This is a genomic window from Streptosporangium sp. LJ11, assembly GCF_051918945.1.
In the GTDB taxonomy this organism is placed as follows: Bacteria; Actinomycetota; Actinomycetes; order Streptosporangiales; family Streptosporangiaceae; genus Streptosporangium.
The window spans coordinates 150,539-175,993 of sequence record NZ_JBPXMB010000015.1; the positions used below are offsets into that span (position 1 = coordinate 150,539).

Annotated in this window: 19 protein-coding genes and 1 tRNA gene; 15 read left to right on the plus strand and 5 right to left on the minus strand. The window is 68.6% G+C overall.

Annotation, left to right across the window (positions count from 1 at the left end; genetic code table 11):
• The first annotated feature begins 52 nt into the window (after positions 1-52).
• Entirely contained in the window at positions 53-1,273 is a 1,221-nt protein-coding gene (locus tag ACTOQ3_RS22860) for a cytochrome P450 (RefSeq protein WP_440085385.1), read from the plus strand.
• A 36-nt stretch (positions 1,274-1,309) separates the two neighbouring features.
• Here the strand turns inward: ACTOQ3_RS22860 and ACTOQ3_RS22865 are convergent, their stop codons facing one another.
• Positions 1,310-2,026 (minus strand): YqjF family protein, encoded by a 717-nt coding sequence (locus ACTOQ3_RS22865; RefSeq protein WP_440085386.1) that lies wholly within the window; start codon positions 2,024-2,026, stop codon positions 1,310-1,312.
• A gap of 231 nt (positions 2,027-2,257) precedes the next feature.
• Between ACTOQ3_RS22865 and ACTOQ3_RS22870 the strand changes: the two genes are divergently transcribed.
• From ACTOQ3_RS22870 to ACTOQ3_RS22900, 7 genes are all read left to right on the plus strand, one after another.
• A complete protein-coding gene (locus ACTOQ3_RS22870; protein ID WP_440085387.1) occupies positions 2,258-2,587 on the plus strand; it encodes a putative quinol monooxygenase in 330 nt (109 codons plus the stop codon).
• 367 nt (positions 2,588-2,954) lie between these two features.
• On the plus strand, positions 2,955-3,494 hold the full coding sequence (locus ACTOQ3_RS22875; protein ID WP_440085388.1) for a calcium-binding protein: 540 nt from the start codon (positions 2,955-2,957) through the stop codon (positions 3,492-3,494).
• A 412-nt stretch (positions 3,495-3,906) separates the two neighbouring features.
• Positions 3,907-5,373, plus strand: coding sequence for a GMC oxidoreductase (locus ACTOQ3_RS22880; RefSeq protein WP_440085389.1), 1,467 nt, complete (start codon positions 3,907-3,909; stop codon positions 5,371-5,373).
• Positions 5,374-6,077: 704 nt separating this feature from the next.
• The gene (locus tag ACTOQ3_RS22885) at positions 6,078-6,998 is read left to right on the plus strand and encodes a pyridoxal-phosphate dependent enzyme (RefSeq protein WP_440085390.1); all 921 of its coding nucleotides are present in this window, start codon (positions 6,078-6,080) and stop codon (positions 6,996-6,998) included.
• A gap of 31 nt (positions 6,999-7,029) precedes the next feature.
• A complete protein-coding gene (locus tag ACTOQ3_RS22890; protein ID WP_440085391.1) occupies positions 7,030-7,956 on the plus strand; it encodes a fatty acid desaturase family protein in 927 nt (308 codons plus the stop codon).
• Positions 7,953-15,176: an amino acid adenylation domain-containing protein gene (locus ACTOQ3_RS22895; protein ID WP_440085392.1), complete on the plus strand. Its 7,224-nt coding sequence runs from the start codon at positions 7,953-7,955 to the stop codon at positions 15,174-15,176. Before ACTOQ3_RS22890 ends, ACTOQ3_RS22895 begins: the two co-directional genes overlap by 4 nt.
• Before the next feature lie 22 nt (positions 15,177-15,198).
• Positions 15,199-15,357 (plus strand): hypothetical protein, encoded by a 159-nt coding sequence (locus ACTOQ3_RS22900; protein WP_440085393.1) that lies wholly within the window; start codon positions 15,199-15,201, stop codon positions 15,355-15,357.
• A 46-nt stretch (positions 15,358-15,403) separates the two neighbouring features.
• Here ACTOQ3_RS22900 and ACTOQ3_RS22905 read toward each other — a convergent pair whose 3' ends face one another.
• On the minus strand, positions 15,404-16,093 hold the full coding sequence (locus ACTOQ3_RS22905; RefSeq protein ID WP_440085394.1) for a type 1 glutamine amidotransferase domain-containing protein: 690 nt from the start codon (positions 16,091-16,093) through the stop codon (positions 15,404-15,406).
• A gap of 91 nt (positions 16,094-16,184) precedes the next feature.
• Entirely contained in the window at positions 16,185-16,718 is a 534-nt protein-coding gene (locus ACTOQ3_RS22910; RefSeq protein ID WP_440085395.1) for a YbhB/YbcL family Raf kinase inhibitor-like protein, read from the minus strand.
• 246 nt (positions 16,719-16,964) lie between these two features.
• On the opposite strand from ACTOQ3_RS22910, the gene ACTOQ3_RS22915 reads away from it, so the two are divergent.
• The 3 genes from ACTOQ3_RS22915 (at position 16,965) to ACTOQ3_RS22925 (ending at position 20,417) form a co-directional block, all read left to right on the plus strand.
• On the plus strand, positions 16,965-18,026 hold the full coding sequence (locus ACTOQ3_RS22915; RefSeq protein WP_440085396.1) for an NAD(P)-dependent alcohol dehydrogenase: 1,062 nt from the start codon (positions 16,965-16,967) through the stop codon (positions 18,024-18,026).
• Positions 18,027-18,328: 302 nt separating this feature from the next.
• Positions 18,329-19,168, plus strand: coding sequence for a DUF3626 domain-containing protein (locus ACTOQ3_RS22920; protein WP_440085397.1), 840 nt, complete (start codon positions 18,329-18,331; stop codon positions 19,166-19,168).
• Between the two features lie 565 nt (positions 19,169-19,733).
• Positions 19,734-20,417 (plus strand): hypothetical protein, encoded by a 684-nt coding sequence (locus ACTOQ3_RS22925; RefSeq protein WP_440085398.1) that lies wholly within the window; start codon positions 19,734-19,736, stop codon positions 20,415-20,417.
• 98 nt (positions 20,418-20,515) lie between these two features.
• On the opposite strand, the gene ACTOQ3_RS22930 is transcribed toward ACTOQ3_RS22925, so the two are convergent.
• Complete coding sequence (locus ACTOQ3_RS22930; protein WP_440085399.1) at positions 20,516-20,950, minus strand: NUDIX hydrolase; 435 nt, start codon at positions 20,948-20,950, stop codon at positions 20,516-20,518.
• A 23-nt stretch (positions 20,951-20,973) separates the two neighbouring features.
• Here ACTOQ3_RS22930 and ACTOQ3_RS22935 point away from each other — a divergent pair, with 23 nt between their 5' ends.
• The 4 genes from ACTOQ3_RS22935 to ACTOQ3_RS22950 all read left to right on the plus strand — a co-directional run bounded on the left by ACTOQ3_RS22935 (position 20,974) and on the right by ACTOQ3_RS22950 (position 25,170).
• Positions 20,974-21,585, plus strand: a complete 612-nt coding sequence (locus ACTOQ3_RS22935) for a site-specific integrase (RefSeq protein WP_440085400.1) — start codon at positions 20,974-20,976, stop codon at positions 21,583-21,585.
• A 292-nt stretch (positions 21,586-21,877) separates the two neighbouring features.
• Positions 21,878-22,633: a nucleoside phosphorylase gene (locus tag ACTOQ3_RS22940; protein ID WP_440085401.1), complete on the plus strand. Its 756-nt coding sequence runs from the start codon at positions 21,878-21,880 to the stop codon at positions 22,631-22,633.
• 687 nt (positions 22,634-23,320) lie between these two features.
• Positions 23,321-23,833 (plus strand): hypothetical protein, encoded by a 513-nt coding sequence (locus tag ACTOQ3_RS22945; protein WP_440085402.1) that lies wholly within the window; start codon positions 23,321-23,323, stop codon positions 23,831-23,833.
• A 305-nt stretch (positions 23,834-24,138) separates the two neighbouring features.
• Positions 24,139-25,170 (plus strand): tyrosine-type recombinase/integrase, encoded by a 1,032-nt coding sequence (locus ACTOQ3_RS22950; protein ID WP_440085403.1) that lies wholly within the window; start codon positions 24,139-24,141, stop codon positions 25,168-25,170.
• A 63-nt stretch (positions 25,171-25,233) separates the two neighbouring features.
• On the opposite strand, the gene ACTOQ3_RS22955 is transcribed toward ACTOQ3_RS22950, so the two are convergent.
• Positions 25,234-25,310, minus strand: a tRNA-Ile gene (locus ACTOQ3_RS22955).
• Between the last annotated feature and the right edge of the window lie 145 nt (positions 25,311-25,455).

Here is a 25,455-nt window from a genome sequence, read left to right on the forward strand (position 1 = left end):
GGACGGTGGAACTCCGGGCGGCCGGAAGCGGCACAACCGAGGAGAAGCGGTCATGACAGTCACCCAGGCGTCCAGCACTTTCCAGCGGATTCTCGACCATTCCAGCCGGGCCGATCCGTACCCGCTCTACGCCGAACTGCGCAGGACCCCGGTGGCCCGGCAGGAGGACGGCGGCTACGTCGTCAGCACCTACCGGGAGATCACCGCGCTGCTGCACGACCCGCACCTCAGTTCCGACGCGCACAACCTCGACCAGCCGGGGCCCACCCTCGCCATGCGCGGGGACACCCCGGCGTTCATCGGCCTCGACCCGCCACAGCACGACCGGCTGCGCCGCATGGCGATGCGGCACTTCGGCCCCCCGCACTCGCCCACGCTGGTGGACGACCTGCGGCCCGACCTGAACGCCGTCGTCACGCGCCTGATCGACAACCTGGTGAGCAAGGACGAGATCGACGTCGTCGACGACTTCGCCTACCCCTTCCCCGTCACCGTGATCTGCCATCTGCTCGGCGTACCCCGCGAGGACGAGCCGCGGTTCCACGGCTGGGTCGAGGCGATCGTCGCCATGCTCGACGTCGACCCCGCGACGGACTCCGAGGACCGCATGCGGGAGGGCGTGCGGGCCCGCGAGAGCCTCAGGGCGTACCTCGCCGAGCTTCTGGAGAGCCGCCGCGGCCGGCCCGCGGGCGACGACCTGCTGTCCCGGATGGCCGACGACGACGGGCCCGACGGGCGCATGACGGACGAGGAGATCGTCAGCACCGCCAACCTGCTGCTCATCGCGGGCCACGAGACGACCGTCAACCTGATCACCAACGGCGTGCTGACGCTGCTGCGCCACCCCGACGTGCTGGAGCGCCTGCGCCGCGAACCGGAAATGATCATCCGGACGGTCGAGGAGCTGCTGCGCTACGAGCCTCCGGTGCAGCTCATCCCCTGGCGGGCCGCGTACAGCGACCTCACCGTCGCGGACACCGTCATCCCGAAGGGCTCGCGGATCACGCTCGTGCTCGCCTCCGGCAACCGTGACCCCGCCTACTTCCGCGACCCCGACCGGTTCGACCCCGACCGGCCGGACATCCAGCACCTCGGCTTCGGCGCAGGCGTCCACCTGTGCTTCGGCGCCCCCCTGGCCCGGCTGGAGGCGCAGATCGCGCTGAACGAGCTCTTCCGCAACCTGGAGAGTCCCCGGCTCGTCGCCGACCCGCCCCCGTACCGGCAGAGCGCGGTCCTGCGCGGGCCGCGCCACCTCCTCGTCAGGCAGGAGTGACGGTGCGGACCCGGGCCGGGAGGCAGGGCTCGCGCGTCACCGGGTCCACATCCCGATCCGTACCGGCACCCCGGACGAGGCGTGCAGCACGGGAGCGTGATCCGGGGCGTCGAGCCCTCCCGCCTGGAGCAGGTCCTGGTCCAGGTGGATCAGCCGGGCGTGGCGCAGCGGCCAGTCGGGGTGCTCGATCTGGGCCGTGGCCGTCCTGCCCGCGACCGTGGTGAACAGCCGGTAGCGGGCGGTCAGGAAGTGCGCCAGCTCGTCACGCTCCGGCTCCGCGAGCGGCGGTCCGAACTCCACGACCGCGTCGCAGCGCGCCCCCACGGGCCCCGGCAGGCGCCGGCGGCAGCGGTAGCCGCGCCGCTCGCCGACGGCGCTGACGGCCATCCGGGACCAGAAGTAGGGCAGCCGGTACCCGGTCCGCGCGCCGAGCACCGCGAGCAGCCGCCCGGCGTCCAGCGACAGGAACCAGACACCGTCCCGCCCCAGCTCGTCGCGTACGTACGTGCGCACGTTCGTCTCGGGAAACCGCGACAGCCACGGCAGCGCGGGCACGCCGGGCGCCCGTACGTCCTCCATCAGGAAGGTGGTGAGGCCGACCCAGGCCGCGCCGTCGAAGGTGTCGACCGTGAGCCCGGGGGGCAGCAGCCGCTGGATCGCGGCCGGCGGGTACCGCCAGTGCATGAAGGTCATCTCGGACCAGCGGTGGTACATGACCGGGCGGGTGAGGTGGGGGGACGGCGGAGCCTGCATGATCCGCTCCTTCTCGGGTCGCGGCGGCGCCCGGGTGGCGCGTCCGCCACTCATCTTGGCCATGGCGCCGGGTATCGTCCCGCGCGACACCCGGGAGCGGACATCCGTCTTGATTTTCGGCAGAGCCACGACAGAGCCATGATTTCCACGGAACCGCGATTCCGGCGGAACCATGATTTCGACAGATCCGGCATCTCGCCGGAGCCGGAACAGAGCTGAAGAGGCCAACCAATGATCTTCATCGCCGTCAAGTTCACCATCCGTCCCGAGCGCGCCGAGGAGTGGCTCTCGCTCGTCGACGACTTCACCCGGGCCACCCGGGACGAGCCGGGGAACATCTTCTTCGAATGGTCCAGGAGCGTCGACACACCCGGCCAGTTCGTCCTGCTGGAGGCGTTCGCCTCGTCCGCCGCGGGCGCGGCGCACGTGGGTTCGGACCACTTCAAGACCGCGATGGCCTGGATGCCCGAGGTGATCGCGAGCACGCCGGAGATCATCAATGTCGAGACGCCCGGTGAGGGATGGTCGCGGATGGCGGAGCTGACACCGGCCCAGGGCTGAACCATCCAGGGCTGAACCACTCAGAGCCGAGCGCCCCTGAACCGACACCGGTCCAGAGCCGAGCGGCCGTCCGCCCCAACCGTCCGGAAGGCCGGGCTTCACCCCCGGTGCCGCGTCTGTCGCAGGCACCTCCGCCGAGCACCGGGGGCGTCCGGCCCTGGAGACGGTCTAGCTTTCAGAACTCTCCGTAAAACAGTTCTCACAGCGTGCGCAGCGACGCGAGGCCGCGGGTGGTCACGGGATGTAATCGTCCCGGGCCCAGGAGCCCGTCGGCCGGTCACCGCCAGAAGTGGCCGGCGACCGAACACACGGGGGATTCATGCGTACACGGAGGAACGTCACGAAGCGTGAGGCGCCGCGGCCTGGCGTGATCCGCGGGGCCGGGCTGCGGGTGCTGGCAGTGGGGATCTTGATGGCCGCCCCGCCGCTGGCCTTCGCCGGGCCCGCGCTGGCCGACACCAACGTGGCCGTGACCGGAAGCCTGCTGTCCGTCAACGCGGGGAACCTGGCCGACGACATCAGCATCGACATCGACGCCGACGGCTCGCTCCTCATCAGGAACTCCACCGACACGCTCTCCACCGGAGGGACCTGCCAGAAGGTCGACGACAACACGGTCCGCTGCCCCGCCACCGGGATCACCGGCATCCAGGCCAACCTCCAGGGGGGCGCCGACACCCTGCGCAACAACACCGCCCTGTCCATGCGCGCCTTCCTGGGCGCCGGCAGGGACGGCTTCTCCGGCGGCGCGGCCCGCGACATCGTCTCCGGCCAGACCGGCGGCGACACCATGAACGGGAACGACGGCGACGACGTCCTCGAAGGCAACGCGGGCGCCGACTCCGTCGTCGGCGGGGCGGGCAGGGACTTCTGCGCCGCCGAAATCAAGGAGTCCTGCGAGAGCTGACGTCTCGAAGACCGGGGCGGACGGCCTCCGTATCCGTACGTCCTTCGAACGTCCGCCGGGGCGGCTGTCACCATGACGCCCGCATGACGCGGGGAGCCACGATGACAGACCGCCCCGAACCGTGCCTGGAGTTTCCGGTAGCCCGCAGGACACAAATCACTCGCGGACGCGTGGTGGATTAACACCCCAGAAACATATAGAACTGGTTCCACCCCCCGAGTGTGAGGAAAATCACATGAATAAGAAAGGCTCAGTTGGATCCAGTCCCAAAGGCATATCGCGTCGCGGATTCATAAGTGGAACTGGTTCCATACTGGGAATCACGGCCCTCGCGGGTCACACCACCGCGGCGCAGGCGCAATCCGTCACCGCAGCCGCTCCGATCGCCGACGGCGCTCACGTCCCAGCCCTGGTGATCGGCACCGGCTACGGAGGCTCCGTCGCCGCCCTGCGTCTCGCCCAGGCCGGTGTCAGCGTGCACATGATCGAGATGGGCATGGCCTGGGACACCCCGGGCTCCGACGGCAAGATCTTCTGCACCACGACCGCGCCGGACCACCGGTCCTACTGGCTGCGGACCAGGACCAAGGCCCCCCTCAACTACTTCCTCGGCTTCCCGATCGACAGGGACATCACCCGCTACACCGGGATCCTGGACGCCGAGGAGTTCGGCGGCATCACGGTCTACCAGGGCCGCGGAGTCGGCGGCGGGTCGCTGGTCAACGGCGGCATGGCCGTCACCCCCAAGCGCGAGAACTTCAGCGCCGTCCTCCCGTCGGTGAACGCCGACGAGATGTACGACACCTACTACCCGCGCGCCAACGCCGGACTAGGGGTCACCTCCATCGACCCGGCCTGGTTCGACACCACCGCCTGCTACCAGTACAGCCGGGTCGGCAGAAAGCACGCCCAGCGTTCCGGCCTCCCGTTCGTCTTCGTGCCCAACGTGTACGACTGGAACCACATGAAGCAGGAGGCGGCCGGAACCGCCACCAGGTCGGCGCTGGCCGGCGAGATCCTCTACGGCAACAACCACGGCAAGAAGTCGCTGCAGAAGACCTACATCGCCCTGGCCAAGGCCACCGGCAACGTCACCGTCTCACCGCTGCACAGGGTCACCTCGGTCGCCCCGGCGGCCGGTGGCCGCTACACGGTCGTCATCGAGCAGATCAACACCGGCGGCGACACCACGGCCACCAAGACCGTGACCGCGGACAAGGTGTTCTTCGCCGCCGGCAGCGTCGGCACCAGCAAACTGCTGGTCAAGCTGAAGGCCACCGGCGCGCTGCCCGACCTGAACAACGAGATCGGCAAGAACTGGGGTGACAACGGCAACGTCATGTGCGGCCGCGCCAACCACCTGTGGGACCCGACCGGCGGCCTCCAGTCGACCATTCCCTGCTCCGGCATCGACAACTGGGCCGCCGGCGGCGCGTTCGCCGAGGTCGCGCCGCTGCCGGTCGGCATCGAGACCTTCGCCTCGTTCTACCTGTCGATCACCAGGAACCCCAACCGCGCCCAGTTCTCCTGGAACGCCGCGACGGGCAAGGTCGACCTGAACTGGCAGACCTCCTGGAAGCAGCCGTCCATCGACATGGCCAAGACGATCTTCGACAAGATCAACGCCAAGGAGGGGACGATCTACCGGACCGACCTCTTCGGCGTGTACAAGATCTGGGGCGACCACCTCACGTACCACCCCCTCGGCGGCGCGGTCCTGAACAGGGCCACCGACAACTACGGCCGGCTCACCGCCTACCCCGGCCTGTACGTCATCGACGGTTCGCTGATTCCCGGCAACACCACCGTCAACCCGTTCGTCACCATCACGGCGCTCGCCGAACGGAACATCGAGAAGATCATAGCCACCGACCTGTGACGACGATCCGACGAGGCGGCCGGCCCCATCCTCGGCGAGGAGCAGCCGCGTGCCGTGGTGGTTCCGGTTCGGTCTCCTCCCCCTCGTGAACGAGGGGGATTCCACCGGTCCGTCCCGGGGGGCAACGGCCTGCCGTCCTCGTCGCACACGTGGATTCGCGTCCCGTCGGCCGGGCATGGACACCCACCTACAACCCCGGGGCAGGTGGGACCAGGCGCCCGGGTCACCTTGAAATCACCGTCCGACACCGCCTAGTACCGCCATGCTCAACCTCACTTTTCGGCCCGCCCGAATGCGCGTCATCGTCGACAAAGAGCGCCCGCATGTGGCTTTTACCTGCTGGTTAATTCGAATATCGCATGATCGCTCCTCAATCGACGCGTAGGTTTCGGTCGGCGTTAACCCTTTCTGGCAGGGCGTTTTGTAGCGTACGGCTCTAACAAACGTCCCTGGCCGGTGCAAGGAGATCTCGGTGAGATTGAGCGGATGACATCAGTGTCTCCCCTGCCGGTTGCCGACCGGCGGACTCATGGATCTCTTGACGTAGTCGCGCCGTAGATCAGCCACGCGCCGACGGGCGTGGTCGGCACGCCCCAGGACGACGCCGACACTCCCGAGCAGGAACGGGACGCGGTCCTGCCCCTCCCAGCGATCAGGCCTGATCTTTTTCTCCCCCATGTACGACTACCTGTCCGAGGAGACGCATGTCCACGGAAACCTTGACGTCTGCCGGCGCGCCCGCAGACGCGTACGGAACTCCGCTGATCGACGCCAAGGGCCTCCTCCCCGGAGCTCGCATCCTGATCAAGGACGAGAGCCGGTACGCCTCCGGCAGCCACAAGGAGCCGGCGGCTCGTGCGGTGGTGGCCCGCGCCGCCGCCGGCGGGTACCGGCGTGTGGTGATCGCGACCTGCGGCAACTACGGTCGCGCGATGGCGATCGCGTGTCAGGCCGCCGGCATGGCCTGCACGGTCGTCCTGCCGGAGGGCTGGAGCGACGGCGGCGCGTGGATGCGCGACGCGGGGGCCCACGTCGTCACGGTGCGCGGCGGCTACGAGGAGGCGGTGGACGCGTCCCGCAGGCTGGCCGAGGAGGAGGGCGCGGTCGACGGCAACGTGGACGGTCCGTACGTGGACGCGGTGTTCGAGGGACACGGCACGGTGGTGCCCGCGCTGCGTGAGGCGCTCGACGCGCCGCCCGCGGCGTTGTGGATCCCGGTGGGCAACGGCACCACGACCATCGCCGTCCATCGTCGGATGCGAGCGCTCGGCTGGCTCAGCGTGATCAACGGCGTGTGCTCCGCGGGCAACAACCCGGTGGTGACCAGCTGGCCGGACGAATACCGCATGCTGCCGCCGGACGCCGTCACGACATCCGATCACAACCAGCCGCTGGTCAACTGGCATGCCCTGCAGGGACCCGAGGCGATGGCCGCCATCGCCGACACCGGCGGCGAGGTGTTCGGGGTGAGGGACGAGGAGTTGATCGAGGCCAAGGCCATGCTCGTCCCGTACGGTGCGAACCCCACCTCAGCCGGAGCCGTCGCCCTCGCCGGGCTGCTCGCGCACGCCCGCATGACGGGCTCGCTGTCCGGAACCCACGTCGTGTTGCTCAGCGGACGTTGACATACCCCGACGACCGCACCTGATCGAGGAAATGATGACCGCAGTCACCCAAGACGGCCCCACGCTGCTCTTCGCACGTACCAAGGTGAACCGGAACGACCAGTGGGTCTTCGTCGCCAAGCTCGCCGCGCTCGCGGTGCTGACGGCAGTGGGGGTGGTCCTCGCGCTGCGCCCGGAGCCGCCGCTGATCGTTCTGGGCGTGGTGATCCTCGCCGCCATGTACACGCACGCCGTCGAGTTACAGCACCAGTGCCTGCACCACTCGGCGTTCCGCAAGTCCTGGCCGCACCGGCTGGTGGGTCTCCCCCTGGGCATTCCCCTGTTGGTCGTCTACAGCCACTACCGTCTACGCCACCTGCAACATCACCGCCATCTCGGCACTCCCCAGGACACCGAGTTCTTCGGCTTCGACATGCGGGCCCCGCTGACCGTGTCGCACCTGGCACGCGGGCTGTTCGACTACCGGCGGCTCGGCACGGTCCTGTGGGAGGTCGTGCTCGCCGCCACGGGACGCTGGACGTACGGGTTCGGGCCGGTCAGCCCCACCATGCGCCGCCGCATCGTCGTCGATCACCTCGTTCTGGGCGGCGCCGTCCTGGTCGCGCTCTGCGTCACCGCGGCCGGGTACGGTGACTACCCGCTGCGGCTGTGGGTGCTGCCGCTCCTCCTCGCCGTTCCGATGCACTTTCTCGTGGAACTGCCCGAGCACGTCCTCTGCGACACCGACAGCACCGACGTGCTGCGCAACACCCGGTCCATCAGGGGAAGCCGGCTGAGCACCTGGTTCACCAACGGCAACAACCTCCACATCGAGCACCACGCCGCGATGAGCGTGCCGATCAGCCAACTGCCCGAGCGGCATGACGAGACCCGGCTCTACGCCCTCCACGTCGAGCGCACCTACATGGACTTCTACCGCACCCTCTGGGCGGCCCTCAGCGGGAAGGGCAAGGCATGAGTGACGTGCGCGTCGCCGGTCCGGCGAAGGCGGAACGACACCCCGGTTCCGCCACCGCGTCGCAGAGCCCGCCCTTCGACGTGCTCGCCGCCATCAGGGAACAGGCGCGCAGGGCGCCCGACGCGCCGGCGCTGATCGACGCGACAGGCCGGACGACGTACGCGGAACTGGTCGCCGAGGTGGACCGCATGGCCGGTGCGCTGGCCGGCTCCGGGGTCGAGCCCGGCGGTCTGGTCGGGCTGTGCCTGCCGCGCGGACGAGCGGCGGTGACCGCGATGATGGCGGTGCTGCGCGCCGGCGCCGGCTACGTGCCGCTCGACCCCGGCTATCCGACGGCGCGACTGGCCCTGATGCTGGAGGACACCCGACCTCGGGTCGTGCTGGTACCGATGGACGCCGATCCGCCCCTGCCTGCCGGCACGCCGGTGCTGCGCCTGGGAGCGGCAGGCCCGGCCACCGCACCACCACCCGCCGACGTCGCCTCCCCGGACGACACCGCCTACGTCATCTTCACCTCCGGCTCCACCGGCCGTCCCAAGGGTGTCGTGGTGCCCCGGCGCGGCTGGTCGCACTTCTGCGGGGCCGCCCGGGACGAGTACGGCATCACGCAGGACGACCGCGTGCTCCAGTTCGCCTCGCTCAGCTTCGACGCGAGCGTTCAGGAGATCTTTCCCGCGCTGACCGCGGGCGCGGCCGTCTTCGTACGCGACGACGACATGATCAGCCGGCCCGACCTGTTCCTGGACGGCTGTGCCGACCTGGGCATCACCGTGCTCCCCATGGCCACGGCTTACTGGAGGGAGCTCGTCTCCGCGATCGACAGGGAAGAAGCGGCGCTGCCGGCGAGCGTTCGCATGGTGATCATCGGCGGGGAGGCCGTACACGCGCGGACCGTCGAGCGCTGGCACGCGCGCGTCCGCCGGCGCGTGCGGCTGCTCAACACCTACGGCCCGACCGAGGCGATCGTCACGGCGACCGCCGCCGATCTGACGACCTGGCACGGTGACGACCCGGTGCCGATCGGCCTTCCACTGCCGGGGGTGACCTGCCGGGTCGTCACGCCGCACGGCGCCGAGGCCGACGACGGCCGGCCGGGCGAGCTGTACATCGGCGGCGCCGCCCTGGCCACCGGCTACCTGCACCGGCCCGAGCTGACCGCGGAGCGGTTCGTCTCCGGGCCGGGAGGATCACCCGAATACCGCACCGGCGACCGCGTGCGACGGCTTCCCGACGGGACGCTGGAGTATCTGGGCCGGTTCGACCGGCAGGTGAAGATCCGCGGTTTCCGGGTGGAGCCTGCCGAGGTGGAAGCCGCGCTGCGCAGGATTCCCGGCATCACCGACGCGGTGGTACTGGTCGACGAGAGCGGCGGGCAGGCGCGGCTGGTGGGACACCTGATCGCGGACATCGGTGGCCCGGACACGGCCGAGGTGCGGCGGCGCCTGCGTGAGGAGGTGCCGCACTACCTCGTGCCGGCCGTGATCTCCCTGCACGCCTCCTTCCCCCTCAACATCCAGGGAAAGGTCGACAGGGCCGCGCTGGCGGCCGTACCGCTCGCATCCGACGGCGTGGCCGTCCGGGAGGCCGGTCCGCAAGACTCGGTCGAGGCGCGCGTCCGCGCGCTGTGGGAGAGCCTGCTCGGCGTCACCGGCATCGGCCCCGACGAGGACTTCTTCGCGCTCGGAGCCGACTCGCTCCACGCCATCCGCATGATCAGCAGGCTCCGCCGGGAGTGCGGGGCGGAGCTGGCGCTCAGCGAGCTGTACGCCGCCCCGACGTTCGCCGAGGTGGTGGCCGCGGTCCGTGCGGCCGACGCGCCGCGGGCTCCCCGCGTCGTCCTGGACACGCCGGAGGAGGGACCGGCCGAGGGCCCTCGGGTGCTGCCGCTCACGGGGCTGCAGCGGACGTTCTGGATGACCGAGCAGTTGAGCGCCGAGCTGCCGGCGTACACCCTCGGCATCCGGTACGGATGGGCCGGTACGGCACGGGCGGACCTGATCGAGGCGTGCCTCGCGGAGCTGGCCCGCCGGCACCCCGCGCTGCGTGCCCGCTTCCCGTTCCAGGACGGGGAACCTGTCATGGTCGTCGACCCCACGGGCACCGTGCCCCTGACCGAGATCGATCTGCGGGACCTGCCACGGGAAGAGCGGGCGTCAGGCGCCGAGCAGGCGCGCCGCCAGGCCGTGCGGGAGCCGATGGACCTCGCGGAAGGCCCGCTGGCCCGCATGGTGCTGCTGCGCACCGGCGGCGACGACGAACTGCTCCTCGTCGTCCACCACCTCTGCTTCGACGGCTGGTCGGCCGGCGTGCTCGCGGACGAGCTGGCGGAGCTGTACCACGACCTGGCGGAAGGCCGCGAGCCGGTCGAGACCCCGCCGGACAAGCTGCTGGAGCTCGGTCTCCGCAAGGAGTCCCGGGCCGCGGACACCTCCCTCGCCGCCTACTGGCGGGACCGGTTCGCCGACGCCGACCTGGACATGGAGCTCCCGGCGGACCGGCCGGCCCCCGCCGTACGATCCTTCGCGGCCGAGCGGGTCTCCCGCAGGCTCTCGCCCGCTCTGCTCGACCGGCTCGGCTCCTGCGGGCGGGAACACCACGCCAGCCTCTTCATGGTGCTGCTGGCCGGAGTGCAGGCCGTGATCGGCAAGTACACCGGGCGCAGTGACGTGACGGTGCTGGCACCGGTCGCCGGGCGCGACGACGTCGACCTGGAGAACCTGGTGGGCGCCGCCCTCAACATCCTGCCGCTGCGCGGCGACGTCGGAGGCGATCCCACCTTCGCCGACCTGCTCTCCCGGGTCCTGGAGTCCGTCGTACGGGACCTGGAGCACCAGGATCTGCCGCTGCCGGACATCATGGCGGCGATCGGCCAGACGCAGGCGGGCAGGGTCAACCGGCTCAGCGGAATCAGCGTGACCGTGCACAACACCCCGGCCCCGCGCCGCCCGCTCATGAGATACGCCGGTGACGAGCCGCCTGCCGCGATGATGGTGGATCTCGCGTTCGGCCTGCACTTCCCGCTGGACGGCCCGGTCCTCACCGTCGACTACGTCACCGAGCTCTTCGACGCCGAACGCGTCGAGGCCCTGGTCGACCACCTGCTCACCCTGTTGCAGGCGGCGGCCGGGGCACCGGCCACGTCGCTGAGTCAGCTGCCCCTGCTCACCCCCGTCGAGCAGCACCGGATCCTGCGGGAGTGGAACGACAACGCGATCCGGCTGCCCGCGGCGGACACCGTCCACGAGCTGTTCGAGCGATGCGCGGCGTCGGCCCCCGACGCACCGGCGCTCACCTCAGGCCCGGCGACCGTGAGCTACGGAGAGCTGAACGAGCGGGCCAACCGGCTCGCGCGGACGCTGCGCCGGCACGGAGTGCGCCCCGGCGTACGCGTGGCGATCTGTCTTGACCGGGGCATCGAGCTCTTCGCCGCGATGTGGGCCGTGCTCAAGGCGGGCGGCGCGTACGTCCCGCTCGATCCCGCCTACCCGCCGGACCGGCTCGCCTACATGGTGGAGGACAGCGGCGCGACCGCTCTCGTCACCAGGTTCGACCTGCCCGCGGCCGGGCCCGCGCCGGAGGGCGTGGCGGTCGTCGCCCTGGACCGGGACGCGGAGCGGATCCTCGCCGAGAGCGGCGAGGACCTGGAGGCGACGGCGGGACCGGCCGACCCCGCCTACGTCATCTACACCTCCGGTTCCACGGGCCGGCCCAAGGGAGTGGTCGTCACCCATGCCAACCTCGTCCACGCGGTGGCCATGTGGCAGGATGCCTACGCCCTCGAGCCGAGCTGGACGTACCAGCAGGCCGCCAGCTTCTCCTTCGACATGTTCGTGGGCGAGACGCTGCGCGCGCTGTGCACCGGAGGCAGGCTCGTGGTCGTGCCGCGCGAGGTGTTGCTCGACCCGGCGGAGCTGTACGCGCTGATGCGCAGGGAACAGGTCGACTCCACGGAGCTGGTGCCCGCCGTGTTGCGGAACCTGCTCGCGCACGTCGAGGCGACCGGGGAGAACCTTGACTTCGTCCGGCTGCTGATCGGCGGCGGTGAGAAGTGGCCGGTGCGGGAGTACCGGCAGGCGCAGCGGCTGGTGGGTCCCGGCAACCGGGTGGTGAACGCCTACGGCGTGACCGAGGTGACGGTGGACAACGTCTACTTCGACGGTGACGTCGCCGGCCTCTCGCCTGACGCGCCGCTGCCGATCGGCCGGCCGTTCCCGAACAACCGCGTCTACGTCCTGGACCCGCACGGCAAGCCCCTTCCCCCCGGCGTGGTCGGCGAGTTGTACCTCGGCGGAGCGGGCGTCGCTCTCGGCTACCACGAGCGGCCCGAACTGACCGCCGAGCGGTTCGTCGCCGACCCGTTCGACGACGAGCCGGAAGCCCGGATGTACCGGACCGGGGACAGCGCCCGCTACCACCGGGACGGGAAGGTCGACTTCCTCGGCCGCCTGGACGACCAGGTCAAGGTCAACGGCTACCGGATCGAGCTGGGCGAGGTGGAGACCGCGCTCGCCGGGCTGCCGGAGGTACTCGCCTCCGCCGCCGCGGTGCACCTGCCACCCTCGGGGATCGCCCAGCTCGTGGGCTACGTGGTGCCGCGACCGGGGAACGAGGTCACCGAGGCCGTGGTCCGCGAGACCCTGTCCACGAGCCTGCCGGTCCACATGGTGCCCACCCGGCTGGTCGTGTTGCCCCGGCTGCCTCTCACTCCCAACGGCAAGCTCGACCGGCGGGCGCTGCCGGCTCCGCCGGACTCGGAGGCGGCCTCTGCCGGCACCGCCCCGAGGACGGCCACCGAGCGTCGCGTCGCGGCCATCTGGTCGGAGACGCTGGGCATCGACGAGTTCGGCATCGACGACGCCTTCTTCTCCCTGGGGGGCGACTCCTTCAGCGCGCTGCGGCTCGTCCGGCGCATCGATCCCTCTTTGGCGCTGGTGGAGCTGTACCGGCAGCCCACCGTGCGCGGCCTCGCGACCCTGCTCGACGAGCGGTCGGCGGAGCCTGACGCGAGACCGCGACGACTGCTGCACCGGCTGACCTCGTCCGACGCCGACCAGGCGGCAGGCGGTGTGACGGTGGTGGCGATCCCTTACTCCGGCGGGAGCGCGATCTCCTACCAGCCCCTGGCGGAGGCGCTTCCCGCTCACTGGTCCCTCTACGCGGTCGAGCTTCCCGGCCACGACCAGAGCCGGCCGGACGAGCTTCTGCTGCCCGCCGCCGACGTGGCCGAGCTCGTACTCGCCGAGCTCCGGTCGCTGTCCGGGCCGGTGCTGCTGTACGGTCACTGCCTCGGCAGCGCGGTCACGATCGAGGCCGCCCGGCGGGCCGAGGAGGCCGGCGTCGAGGTGGTCGGTGTCGGTCTCGGTGCGAGCTTCCCCACCGCCCGGCTGCCCGGACGGTTCTTCGACTGGTTCCACAGACTGGTCCCGACCGACCGGTTCACCTCCGACCGGGAGTACGTCTCCTTCCTACGTGCGCGCGGCGGCTTCACCGATCTGGACAGTCCCGAGCAGGAACGGTTCGTGCTGCGCAACGTCCGGCACGACGCCCGAGACGCCGAGGAGTACTTCACCGCCGCCTATCAGGGGGCCGGGCAGGCGCGGCTGCGGGCACCGGTGCTCAGCGTCGTCGGCTCCCGGGACCGCGTCACGGAGCTGTACGAGGAACGCCACCACGAGTGGCGGCACTTCGCCGACACCGTCGAGCTGGCTGTGCTGCCCCGGGCCGGCCACTTCTTCGTGAAGACCCACGCGGAGCCTCTGGCCCGAGCCCTGGTCGAGCACGCCGGACGCCGGCCGGGCGGGGACGCGCCGCGGCAGGAGGTCCAGCGGGAGCCCGTGGACCCGGCACCGGTCCGCGGCCGCGTACCCCGTCAGGCGGCGCCCGGCCTGTCCCGGTTCGCGCTGGTGGCGCTCGGCCAGTTCGTTTCGATGATCGGCAGCAGTCTCAGCACGCTTGTCCTGAGCATCTGGGTCTACCAGCAGACCGGCTCACTCACGGAATTCGCGTTGATCAACGCGATCGGCATGCTGCCGGGAATCGTCGCCGGGCCGGTGGCGGGTGCGGTGGCCGACCGGTGGGATCGCCGGCGCGTCATGCTGGCCGGCGACTCCGCGGCGGCCCTGGCGATGGGAGTCCTCGGCCTGCTGGTGTTCGCCGGCGGGCTGCAGATGTGGCACATCTACCTCGTCGTGTCGGTCGCCTCGGTCGCCGGCGCCTTCCAGCGACCGGCCTACGTGGCCGCGGTGGCGCAGTTGGTGCCGAAACGCTACCTGGGCCACGCCAACGGGATCACCCATCTCGGCATGGGCTTGGGAACGGTGGTCGCACCGATGATCGGCGCCGGCCTGATCGGGGTCATCGGCATCGAGGGCGTCGTTGCGCTGGACGTGCTCAGCTTCCTCGTGGGCGCCTCGACCCTGCTCGCGGTCCGGTTTCCCGACATGCTCTTCCGCCACCGCGACGAAAGCTTCCTCAAGGAGATCACGAATGGCTGGCGTTACATCGTCCAGCGACCGCCCCTCCTCCGCGCGATGCGTTTCTTCGTCGTCCATCACGTCCTTTACATGATCGGTTTCTCTGTCATCGTCCCGATGCTGCTGACCGAACGATCCACCGGAATGCTCGGTGTGGCGCTGGCGGCGGGCGGTCTGGGAGCTCTGTGCGGCAGCCTGGCCATGGGCCTGTGGGGCGGCACTCCCCGCAGGACCACCGGACTGATCATCGCCCTGGGCGTGTCCGGCGTGGGAATGTTCGTCACCGGTATCGAGAGCCCGTACCTTCCCGTGATCGGCCTGTTCACCATCTGGTTCTGCGACTCGATCGCCGAGGGACACTGGCTGGCCCTGGTGCAGGCGAAGGTCGGGCTGGAACTGCAGGGCCGGGTGCTGTCCCTTTTCATGATGACGATGATGATGACGATGCCGCTCGGTTATCTGGTCATGGGGCCCCTGGCCGAGCGTTACGTCCAGCCGCTGCTCGAACCCGGCGGGGCCCTCGCCGGCACGGTCGGCTCCGTGATCGGCACAGGGCCGGGCCGTGGCCTGGCGCTGCTGGTCGTCCTCAGCGGCCTGCTGCAGCTGATCTGGGTGGTCTACGGCTGGCGCGACCGCCGGCTGCGCTTCATGGAGGAACAACTGCCGGACGCCGTGCCGCCCGCGGACCTCGGCAACCTGGACGACCTGCAGCGGGAGGCCGACGCCCGGCTCGCCGCCCGTACCTGACGCGTGGACGAGAGCATGGACGGTGGGAGCTCGCGGCCGGCGTTCTCGCCCCGGCCGTGACTCCGCCTTCTCCTTCGTCCACGGCGAAGCCGGCCGGGCGAGCCGCCTCGAGCACATCGAGACCGACCGGACCGGCATGCGGCCCAAGAGCCTGATCGCCCGGATGGACGACGCCTCCTGACCGTGCCGCCTCGGACGCGGCATGAGCTGCGGCCACGAACCACCCTCTAGAGGACTTCGAGCAGGCGTCCGGCCAGTTCGGCCGCCGAGGCGGGGTTCTGCCCGGTGAGCAGGTTGCGGTCGGCCACCGTGTAGGGCTTCCACATGTCGCCCTTGGTGAAGTCGACCCCGAGCTCGATGAGCTCGTCCTCCAGCAACCAGCGGGCTCTGGGGGCGAGCCCGACCGCGTTCTCCTCCTCGTTGGTGAACGCGGTGACGCGGTAGCCGGCGAAGGGCGACACGCCGTGGATCCTGGTCGCCAGCATCGCGGCCGGGGCGTGGCAGACGATGGCGAGGGGCTTGCCGGAGGCCAGCGCCGCGGTCAGCAAGCGGCCGGCGTCCGCGTCGGCGCACAGGTCTTCCATGGGGCCGTGGCCGCCGGGGAGGTAGACGGCGTCGTAGTCGTCCAGGCGGGCGTCCGCCAGCTCGATCGGTCGCCGCATCACCTCCGCGGAGCGGATGATCTCTTCCAGATCGATCGCCGCCTGCGCGCCTCCGGCCATCTCGGGGCGCAGGCTCATCATGTCCACGTACGGCACCACCCCGTTGGGCGTGGCGACCACGATCTGGTGGCCGGCGTCGGTGAGCGCCTTGTAGGGGGCCGCGAACTCCTCGGCCCAGTATCCCGTCGCGTGCCTGGTGCCGTCCTTGAGCGTCCAGTACGCCGTCCCCGTGATCACGAAAAGGAGCCTCGCCATCGGACAATCGCCTCCCCCGTTATAGGAACCATCCTATGTACGGCTGTGATCGAGGTCACATGAGGGGTTCGCCGGCCGCCGGCCTCGCGGGTCAGGCGGGGATCTCGGCGGTGGCGACCAGGACGGCGCGGCCGAGGATGTGGCTCGCGATGATCCAGCCCAGCCAGCCGGGAGTGGCGTCGGCCGGGACACCGATGGTCTCGACGTCGAGGGCGTGCACCACGATGAAGTAGCGGTCCTGGCCGCCTCCCGCCATCGGGGCCGCGCCCATGAAACGCGCCGCGCGGGTGTCGTTGGGCAGCTGGTAGGCGCCCTCGGGAAGGCCCGAGCCGGTCTCGTCCCCCGCGCCTTCGGGCAGATCGAGCGTGGTGGCGGGGATGTCGGCGACGGCCCAGTGCCAGAACCCGGAGCCGGTCGGCGCGTCCGGGTCCAGCACCGTCACGGCATAGCTCTTCGTCCCCTCGGGTGCGCCGCTCCATGACAGCTGCGGAGAGACGTCCCTGCCGCCCGGGACGCCGGCGTGCATCTGCTCGGCGGGCCAGGGTGCGCCGTCGGTCAGCGTGGTGCTGGTGACGGTGAAGGAGGGCACCTCGGGCAGGCGGGCGAAGGGGTCGTTGAGGTTCACCGCCTTGCTCCTTTCGGCTCCTTTCGGCCATTTCAGCCTAGTGACGCGGCAAAGGCAGAGCGCCACGGCGAGGTAATGCCTTCCCCTCGTCTGCACAGGCGTGCATGACCCGACGGTCGCCGCCGGCATGAAGGCAAACCAGGATTGCCCGCCTTTTTGTCTGTTTCATGGTGTTTAACGCCACTTTGAGGGTGTACGCATGCCTTTACGGCCATCTGATCTGAACAGAATGCGGGAGGCGTCACCATGCGCGCAGCGCGGATGCACGGCTACAAGCAGCCACTGCAGATCGACGAGGTTCCGGTTCCCGAACCGGGCCCGAACGAGGTTCTCATCAAAGTCCGGGCCACGGGGATGTGCCGCAGCGACTTCCAGCTCGTCGACGGCTACTTCCCGCTCGATCTGGAGTTCCCCTACATTCCCGGCCACGAGATAGCGGGCGAGGTCGCTCGGCTCGGCGCGGACGTTCCCGCTTCGGCCGGCCTGTCAGAGGGGGATCTGGTGGTCGTGAACCCCGCCTGGGGCGACGGGACCTGCCGGCAGTGTCACGAAGGCAACGAGCAACTGTGCACCGGCAGCGGGGGGTGGATCGGCTTCGGACCACCCGGAGGCTTCGCCGAGTACGTCACCGCTCCCAGCCGCCATCTCATCCGCGTCGACGCGAACGCGGGCCTGAAGCCCGAGTACCTCGCGCCGCTGGTGGACGCCGGACTGACCCCCTACCGCGGGATGAAGAAGCTCCGCGCCACCGGAAGGCTCGGACCGGGACGCACGGTGGCCGTCAGCGGCATCGGCGGGCTCGGAAGCTACGGCGTGCAGTACGCCCGGCTGCTCGGCGACGGAGCCACCGTGGTCGCCTTCGGCCGCAGCGACGACAAACTCGCGGTGGCCGAGCACAACGGCGCCGACCACGCGATCAACACCCGGGGCAAGGTACCCGACCAGGTACGGGCCGAACTGGTGGAGCTGACCGGCCGCGGCGAGATCGACGGCGCCCTGGACTGCTCCGGAGCCTCACCGTCACTCGAGCTCAACGCCGCGCTCCTGGCCCCCGAAGGAAGCCTCGTGTCGGTGGGCCTGATGGGCCGGCGCGTCGAATTCCCGATATTCCCGTTCGTCTCCGGCGAGAGAACCTTCTCCGGGTCCTTCTGGGGCAACCACAACGACCTCACCGAGGTCCTCGCCTTGGCCGGCCAGGGCCGGATCAAGCACACCGTCACACCGATCGAGCTCGACGACCTCAACGACAGGCTCGACGCGCTGGCCCGAGGCGACGTGATCGGCCGCCAGGTCGTCGTCTTCGGCTGACAACCGACCCATCGTTTCCAAGCGGGCCGCCCCCGGTGCCACCACGAGCCGGAAGTGGACCGCACCCGCCGTTCCAGCCCTCCGGTCAAAGCCCAAGACCCGGGTACCGTCGGCGTGGCCGCGCGCCGACTCTTAAGTATGATCACACCACGCGCTTGGACGAGCCCCGCAAGGCGCGATCACACCCTGGGAACCGGTGCGGAGGTGCGCTACGGGTGAGCGCTGACACGTCCGGGTCGCCGCAAGAGCGAGCCCTCCGCCATGTCACAGCCCTGTCGTCAGGTGGACCACTTGACCCCCACATGCGTGTGACCCTGAACTTCCATCCGGACCGGCTGGTGGGTGGCCGGCTGATTCTGCTCGGACTCGCGGACGACGGCCTCTACCACTCGCAGTTCGTCACGGGCACGAGCAATGGCGGTCTGACCGCTCATCCAGGCGGGGACCGGTGGCGCTGGGAGAGTCGGATCTTCGGCGGCGCATACGACCACGCACCCGCTCACGATCGCCCTGTCTACGGCGCACTGAATTTCCGCGGCAAGCCCATCGGTGCGGCGCCGAGGTTCGGATCCGCCCACTTCAGGCTGACCGAAGAGGCCCTTTCACGAGCCACGTTCTGTTATCCGGACAGTTTCTTCGAACCGTCGGCCTTCGGCGTCGTGTCTCGCATGGCACTCATCGAGTTGGCCGATGCCGATGATTCGGACGCCCTGGACGACTATGTCGAGGCGCAGGTACACGGATCGGTCAGGCTCGACCGTGACGTGGAAGCCCTGGTCCTGGATCCGAGTTATCGCGGAACGGCCGTGCAAGCCGCGGCTCAACGGCTTCCATGCCCCGTTGAATGGCACGCCGGGTTTCGGCTGGCCATTGATCAACTGCGACGCTACCCGGATTACCGCGGGCAGGAATATGTCGATCTGGGTACGGAGATCGCCGTGGACGGTCACCTGGACCCGCGGATCATCGGAGATGCGGCCCGCACGGGCCGCTATGACCCGCAGGCACTCAAAAAGGTCTGGCACTGCCTGGCGCGTTTCGGCTCGCCATTCGACGCGAGCCAGGCGAAGGCTCGTCGCGGTGTCGTCAGCTTGGGAAGTGCATCGAGTACGGCAGGTGAGACGGCTGCTCCGGGCCTTTGACCGGTCGTGAGTGACCGTGATCGCCCCCTCGTCACCCCGGCAGATCCGGTCGACAGTCGCTTGGTGCCACCTGAGCGCGACCATCCATTCGTCGCGTGCCTCGATATCGATGCACCGCAGGAGAACTTCGTCCTCATACCGCCAGGTCGCTGCCCAAGAAACCTGGCGTCGCGCCGCGTGACGCGATGGAAATCCTCGGGCACAGCCGCGTCTCGGTCACGATGGAGATCTACACACATGGGGACGGCGAGAGTCGCCAGGACGCCCTCAAGAAGGTCAACGGACTGTTCGCATGAGGCCGTTGCAGCAAAAAGCCCCGAAGAATGATCACTTCGGGGCGTTCGTCGAAGTGGGGCTACCAGGACTTGAACCTGGGACCTCTTCCTTATCAGGCAAGACGGGCGGGGGCGGGACCATGAGTTACACCCGCTCCCACCTGGGCGTACAGTCCACGGTGATCCACCGACGTCCAGCCTCGTCCGTGGCCGTTGTCACCCAGTTGGTCACTCATCTTGAGATTCAACCTCCGCCCCGGTCGCTTTGGAAGACCTGGCATAGTGGGCCCGTGCGGGCAGAGATGAAGGACTGGCCTGAGCCGGTGTCGACGTGCTGGAACCACTGGATCGCGATCCCCACCGGCGATCAGGCGGGCGTCATGGAAGTCCTAGGCCTGTCATCGCCCAGACCGATCACGTTCACCGAGGCCCAAGAAGTGATCGACACCGATGCGCACGGTGACCTGGATGACCGCCGTCACCTGTCGCGGGTCTTTGTCACCCCTGAAGTGGACGGCTGGACCCTGGTCATCGGAGCCTGGTGCGATCCTTGCGACAGCGAACGCCAAGAGGACGTGCTCAGATTGTGCGAGGCGCTCAGTGCCCGCTACGGAAGGGCCCAGGCCTACTACTACGGCGCGCAAGGAGACGGCTCGGCATGGCTGGTAGCCGAACACGGCAGCGTCGTACGCCGGTACGCGGCAACCGGCGAGCTCGATGACGCACTGCTCACCCTCGGCGAGCCGCTGCCCCAGGAACGGGCACGGCGCTCGGAACTGGGGCTTCCGGCCGACGGAGACCTGCAAGCCGCAAGCAGTGAACAGATCGAGGAATGGACATGGGCCGCCTTCCACCTGGCCCCCGAGATCGCCGCCGCGTACGGCGTCAGCCCGTTTACCTTGACGCGCGAGACAGAGGTCAGGGGAACCGGCGTGCTCGCGCTGACGCCGGACGCGGCCAGCCACGGAATCTAAGGCACGAGAGTCAGGGAACACCGCCCAGTCATCCCACGGTGGTACCGGTGTTGCGGAACCTCATCTCTGCTCTCATGCTGGATCTTCTTCCGTCCTTTTCAGCCGATGTACGGCGAGGCCGCCCCATCGAGAAAGTGCCCGATCCGGAGTCGCTGGGTGTCGTGCATCGACAGCGTGTCAACCTCTTCCCTGCTGACCCAGCGGACGTCGGTCGACTCGTCACTGATCGCGAGCGCTCCGCCGACGACGCGGGCCGTCAGACAGACGTTGAACTGGCGGCGTACCTCCCCATCGCTGTACGCGATGATGTGTCGGGCGTCGGTGTAGAGGCCGACCATGCCGGTCACCTCGACGTCGTAGCCGGTCTCCTCCTTCACCTCCCGTACGGCCGCCTGGGGCACCGACTCGGTGAGGTCCATCCCGCCGCCGGGCAGCGCCCACAGCCCGTTGTCGGTGCGCCGCTGCATGAGGATGCGTCCCTCGTCGTCGACGACCACGGCGGACACTCCCACGACCAGGCTGCTCGAAGTCACTGACGCTCGACCAGGCGGCGTCGGTGCTCAAGGCCGCCGAGGGGGCGATCCTGTACGCCTACGTCGTGGTGTCGCTGCTCATCGGCGCCAGGACCGAGGAGTTACAAGCACTCACCTGGGCGCATGTGGACCTGGACGGCCAGCCGGACGCGGATCCCCCGCTCCCACCGTCGATCATGGTGTGGCGCTCGGTACGAGTCGGGGGAGACACCAAGACCGAGAAGTCCCGGCGAACGCTCGCTCTCCCCAGGCTGTGCGTGGACGCGCTGCACGGGCATCGCGAGCGGCAGGCGCTTGCACGGGAGAAGGCAGGCGACCTGTGGCAGGAAAACGATCTCGTCTTCGCGAGCAAGCACGGGACCGAGCTGGACGCGGCCAACGTCCGCCGGGCCTTTCGGGTGATCCTCAAGAGGACCGATCTCAACGAGGACGAGTGGACTCCTCGGGAGATGCGGCACAGCTTCGTCTCGCTGCTGTCGGACTCCGGCATGGCCCTGGAGAACATCTCCCGCCTGGTCGGTCACAAGGGCACCGTGGTGACGGAGAAGGTCTACCGCAAGCAACTCCGGCCGGTGCTGCTCGATGGGGCCGAGGCGATGGACATGATCTTCCCCATTGAAGTCAAGGGAGCGTAGTCACTCGGAAGATCGAAAAAGGCCACTTCCCTGCCGGGAAATGGCCTCTGAGCTGGGTGGGGCTACCAGGACTTGAACCCTGGGACCTCTTCCTTATCAGGACCATCCCGGCCATGGTCAGGGGCTTACGACCTGCTCCCGAATGGTGCTAGGCGGGTGTGGTCGTGAGCCGTTGTGAGGGGCTGTTGCAGTACTCGTTGCAGTACTGCCCCATCTCCCTGATCCATGTCCTATCGGATCTGCGTCATGTATAGCCTGGCGCACTCCCGTAGCCATGAGGAAGGATTGCGACGTGGATCTTCCGCTGATGGAGTTCGACCCCAGCAGCAACGCTCTGATCACCCCGACTCCTCCAGCGTTGACCGAACCACTGCCGGAGCGGGTCGTGATGTGCTTTTTCCCCGAGGTGGTCGCTGGCCTGGTAGACACCCACGGAGGGCGACACATCGGTGAATTCTCCCGCGAGCTCGGGGGCCACGAGATCTATCAATTGATCCACGATGAGATCCCTGTAGCCGTCTTTCACCCAGGCGTTGGTGCACCGTTGGCTGTTCAGCACTTCGAGAAAGCGATCGCTGCCGGCGGCCGATCCTTCGTCGCCTGTGGCGGTGCGGGGGCCATCCAGCCAGGCCTCGCCCTCGGTCATATCGTTGTCCCAGAAGCCGCCGTGCGAGATGAAGGCACCTCCTATCACTACGCTCCACCCGCGCGGGTCATTCGGGCCGACCCGTCAATGGTGGACACGGCCGTGGCTACCCTCGCTGAACGCGGAATCCCGTGCACTACCGGCACGACCTGGACCACGGATGCTCCCTTCAGGGAAACTTCGGCCCGGGTTCACGCCCGGCGAGACGAAGGCTGCGTCACCGTCGAGATGGAGACCGCAGCTTTCCTAGCCGTCGCCCAGTTCCGGGATGTGCGTTTCGTTCAATACCTCTACGCCGGAGACGACCTCAGCGGTGAAGCCTGGGACCACCGCGGATGGACCATGGCCAACGTGCGTGCCGAACTTCTCCAACTCGCCATCGAGACAGCCGCAAAGCTCTAACCGACCACGGACGTTCGCCTAATGAGCAGGAGTTCCAGTCAATCCCGCGACCAGAGCCAGCGAAATGCCGTAGGTGCACGTAGAAGGGAAATGAACCCCTGACCACCAGTTTGGAAGACTGCGGCGCATGATCGCTTGTCCTGCCTCGACGCATCTCAAAGGCGGTATCGGCTTCCCCTCGGCTCCCCGCCGCTTCCCCTCCTTACGGGCACGTGACGGGCACGCCGGGCACAGTCCTCAGCTCCGTTACTCGGTGGACTGGGGCTGAGGCACGAAGCCCTAGACCGTCGATCGTCCCCAGCCACGCACAAAGATCAGCCATCCTCGGGCGATCGCCAGGGCCGCACTGGTCCACTACCGGGTTTTGGGTTCGATGGCACTGCCGGGGTCGATGGCATGATGGGTGACCGGATGGATTTGCAGCAGACCCCCAGGGTTTTCTGCACTACCGAAGGTTCAGTGCAAAATCCCGCCGGATCGCCTCCATGAGAAGACCCTTGAGGTGTGGCTTTACTCTGGGTCTTCATCGCCCCTACGAAGGGCGCAACCGGCGTCGGCGCTAAGGCCGTGGGCGGCGGAGCCCTTTGCCAGAGGCGAACGATTCCGGCAGCTCCCTAAGTGGTCGCTGTCACCGGATAATCTGCCTGCCGACAGCAAGGCGGATAAGGGGTTAGGGGGCGTCGGGTCATGGGCGTTTGGGACGTTAAAAGCGACGAGGAGCGTGATCACTGGAACTTCATCCCGTTGGCCAGCGTGGGACCGCTCCGGTTTGGGATGAGTTGCGACGAGGTGGTCGAGGCGCTGGACCCAGACCGACCAGGCGTCTCCGACGTCTTTCCGAGCCTGCGAGCGTCCTCTGAGATTCCGTTCACTTACATAGGCGTGACAACCTACTACGCGGACGGGCTGCTGTACTGCGTTGCGATCGACGCGCACAACGGCCCACAGGTCACGCTGGCCGACGCGGCGCTGGTCGGACGTGTGCCCTCTGAGGTGGAGCAGTGGGCGTGGGATTACGCGAAAAGGCACGGGCTGGAGATGCGTTACACACACGCGGCAGATCCGGAGTTGGCGGACCTCGGGTTAATTATCCGCGCCCAGCGGGCGGGCGATGTCGTTCTCAGCCGGCCGGTCTTCCTCCAAGAACGGGCAGAGGTCACGTGGGACTACGTACCCGACAGAGAGTGGTCCCGTTTCTGAAACCGCAGCTCAGAGCTGATGGGGAATACGGGCTGTGGCCCGGGGGTGAACAGTCATCAGCCCCTGCTGAAGGCTTAGGGAGAGCATCGTCGCAAAGTCGGAGACAGGTATACCAGCGCCCTTCGCCATACTTTCAACCGCATGCTTGGTTGTCCGTTCCGCTGCCTTCAAAACGGCGAGCTCTACGACGAATCAGCAGTCTTCGGAGTCCGACTCACGGCCGCAGCTTGACGCCTTACGGCCATCGGATGTCTGTGAGGGGCGGCGGTGCGGCCCCGGTGCGGCGGCTGAGAGTCGAGTGCGGCGTGCGGGTAGTGCGGCGGGCGGCCCGTGGTTCCGCCGCCGTCCGAGACCGGCGCCCACGCCGCACGCTCGGGCGGCGTTCGGGCGGCGGGCCGTGCGGCGGCGCGGCGCGCCGCCGCCTTGACTACTGGCTCAACGACGTTGCCCGTCACTCGATCCGCAAGACCACTTACGCCAAGTACGAGACGATCGTCCGTCTCTACCTCAAGCCGGGGCTCGGCCGGAAGAAGCTCGACAGGCTGACCGTCGCGGAAGTCCAGACGTTCCTCAACGGCAAGATCAATGGGGAGGAGCATGCGATCGGGACCGTCCATGTGATGCGGAACGTCCTCAGCGCGGCCCTGACTCGGGCGATGCGGGAAGAGATCATCTCCCGCAATGTCGCACGTCTGGCGACTCTTCCGGCAATCGACTCCCAGCGTAATCAGCCCTGGACAGCCGACGAGGCAAGGGCCTTCCTTCGGGTCGCGCGCTTCGATCCGCTGTATCCGGCCTTCGTGCTTCTGCTGCTGTACGGCCTGCGCCGGGGTGAAGTCCTGGGGCTTCGCTGGGTAGATGTGGACTTCGACGAGGGACACGTCAACATCCGCCGCCAACTCGTCCGTGTCGGTAAGGAGCTGCACCATGGGCCGGTGAAGACCAGGGCAGGAAACCGCTCGCTGCCTCTCCTCGGTGTCGTCCGTGAAGCCTTGGAGATCCAGCGGGGCGGGCGGAAGATCCGCCAGGAGGAAGCGGGCGAGGACTGGGTGGACACCGGGCTTGTGTTCACAACCAAGTCGGGCCGGCCGATCGAGCCGCGCAATCTCGCCCGGTCCTTCGCCCGGATCGTGGAGGCGAACAAGCTGCGGCTGACCCGGGTTCACGACCTGCGGCACACGGCCGCGTCGCTGCTCAAGAAACTAGGTGTCGCGCCGCGTGACGCGATGGAGATTCTCGGGCACAGCCGTATTTCGGTCACGATGGAGATCTACACACATGGGGACGGCGAGAGCCGCCAAGACGCCATCAAGAAAGTCAACGAACTGTTCGAATGAGGCCGTTGCAGTACCCGTTGCAGCAAAACGCCCCGGAGCATGATCGCTTCGGGGCGTTTTCGCTGGTGGGGCTACCAGGACTTGAACCTGGGACCTCTTCCTTATCAGGGAAGCGCTCTAACCGTCTGAGCTATAGCCCCTCATCACACAGACGAACGGTCTCGCATCCGTTTGGTGGAGGCGAACCCGTTCGCTCGAACAGGGAAAAGCTTACCCTGTTTCGGTGCCTGCTCGCGCCATGTCCCCGGCCGCGAACGGGCGGGAACATGGCGGGAACACGCGACG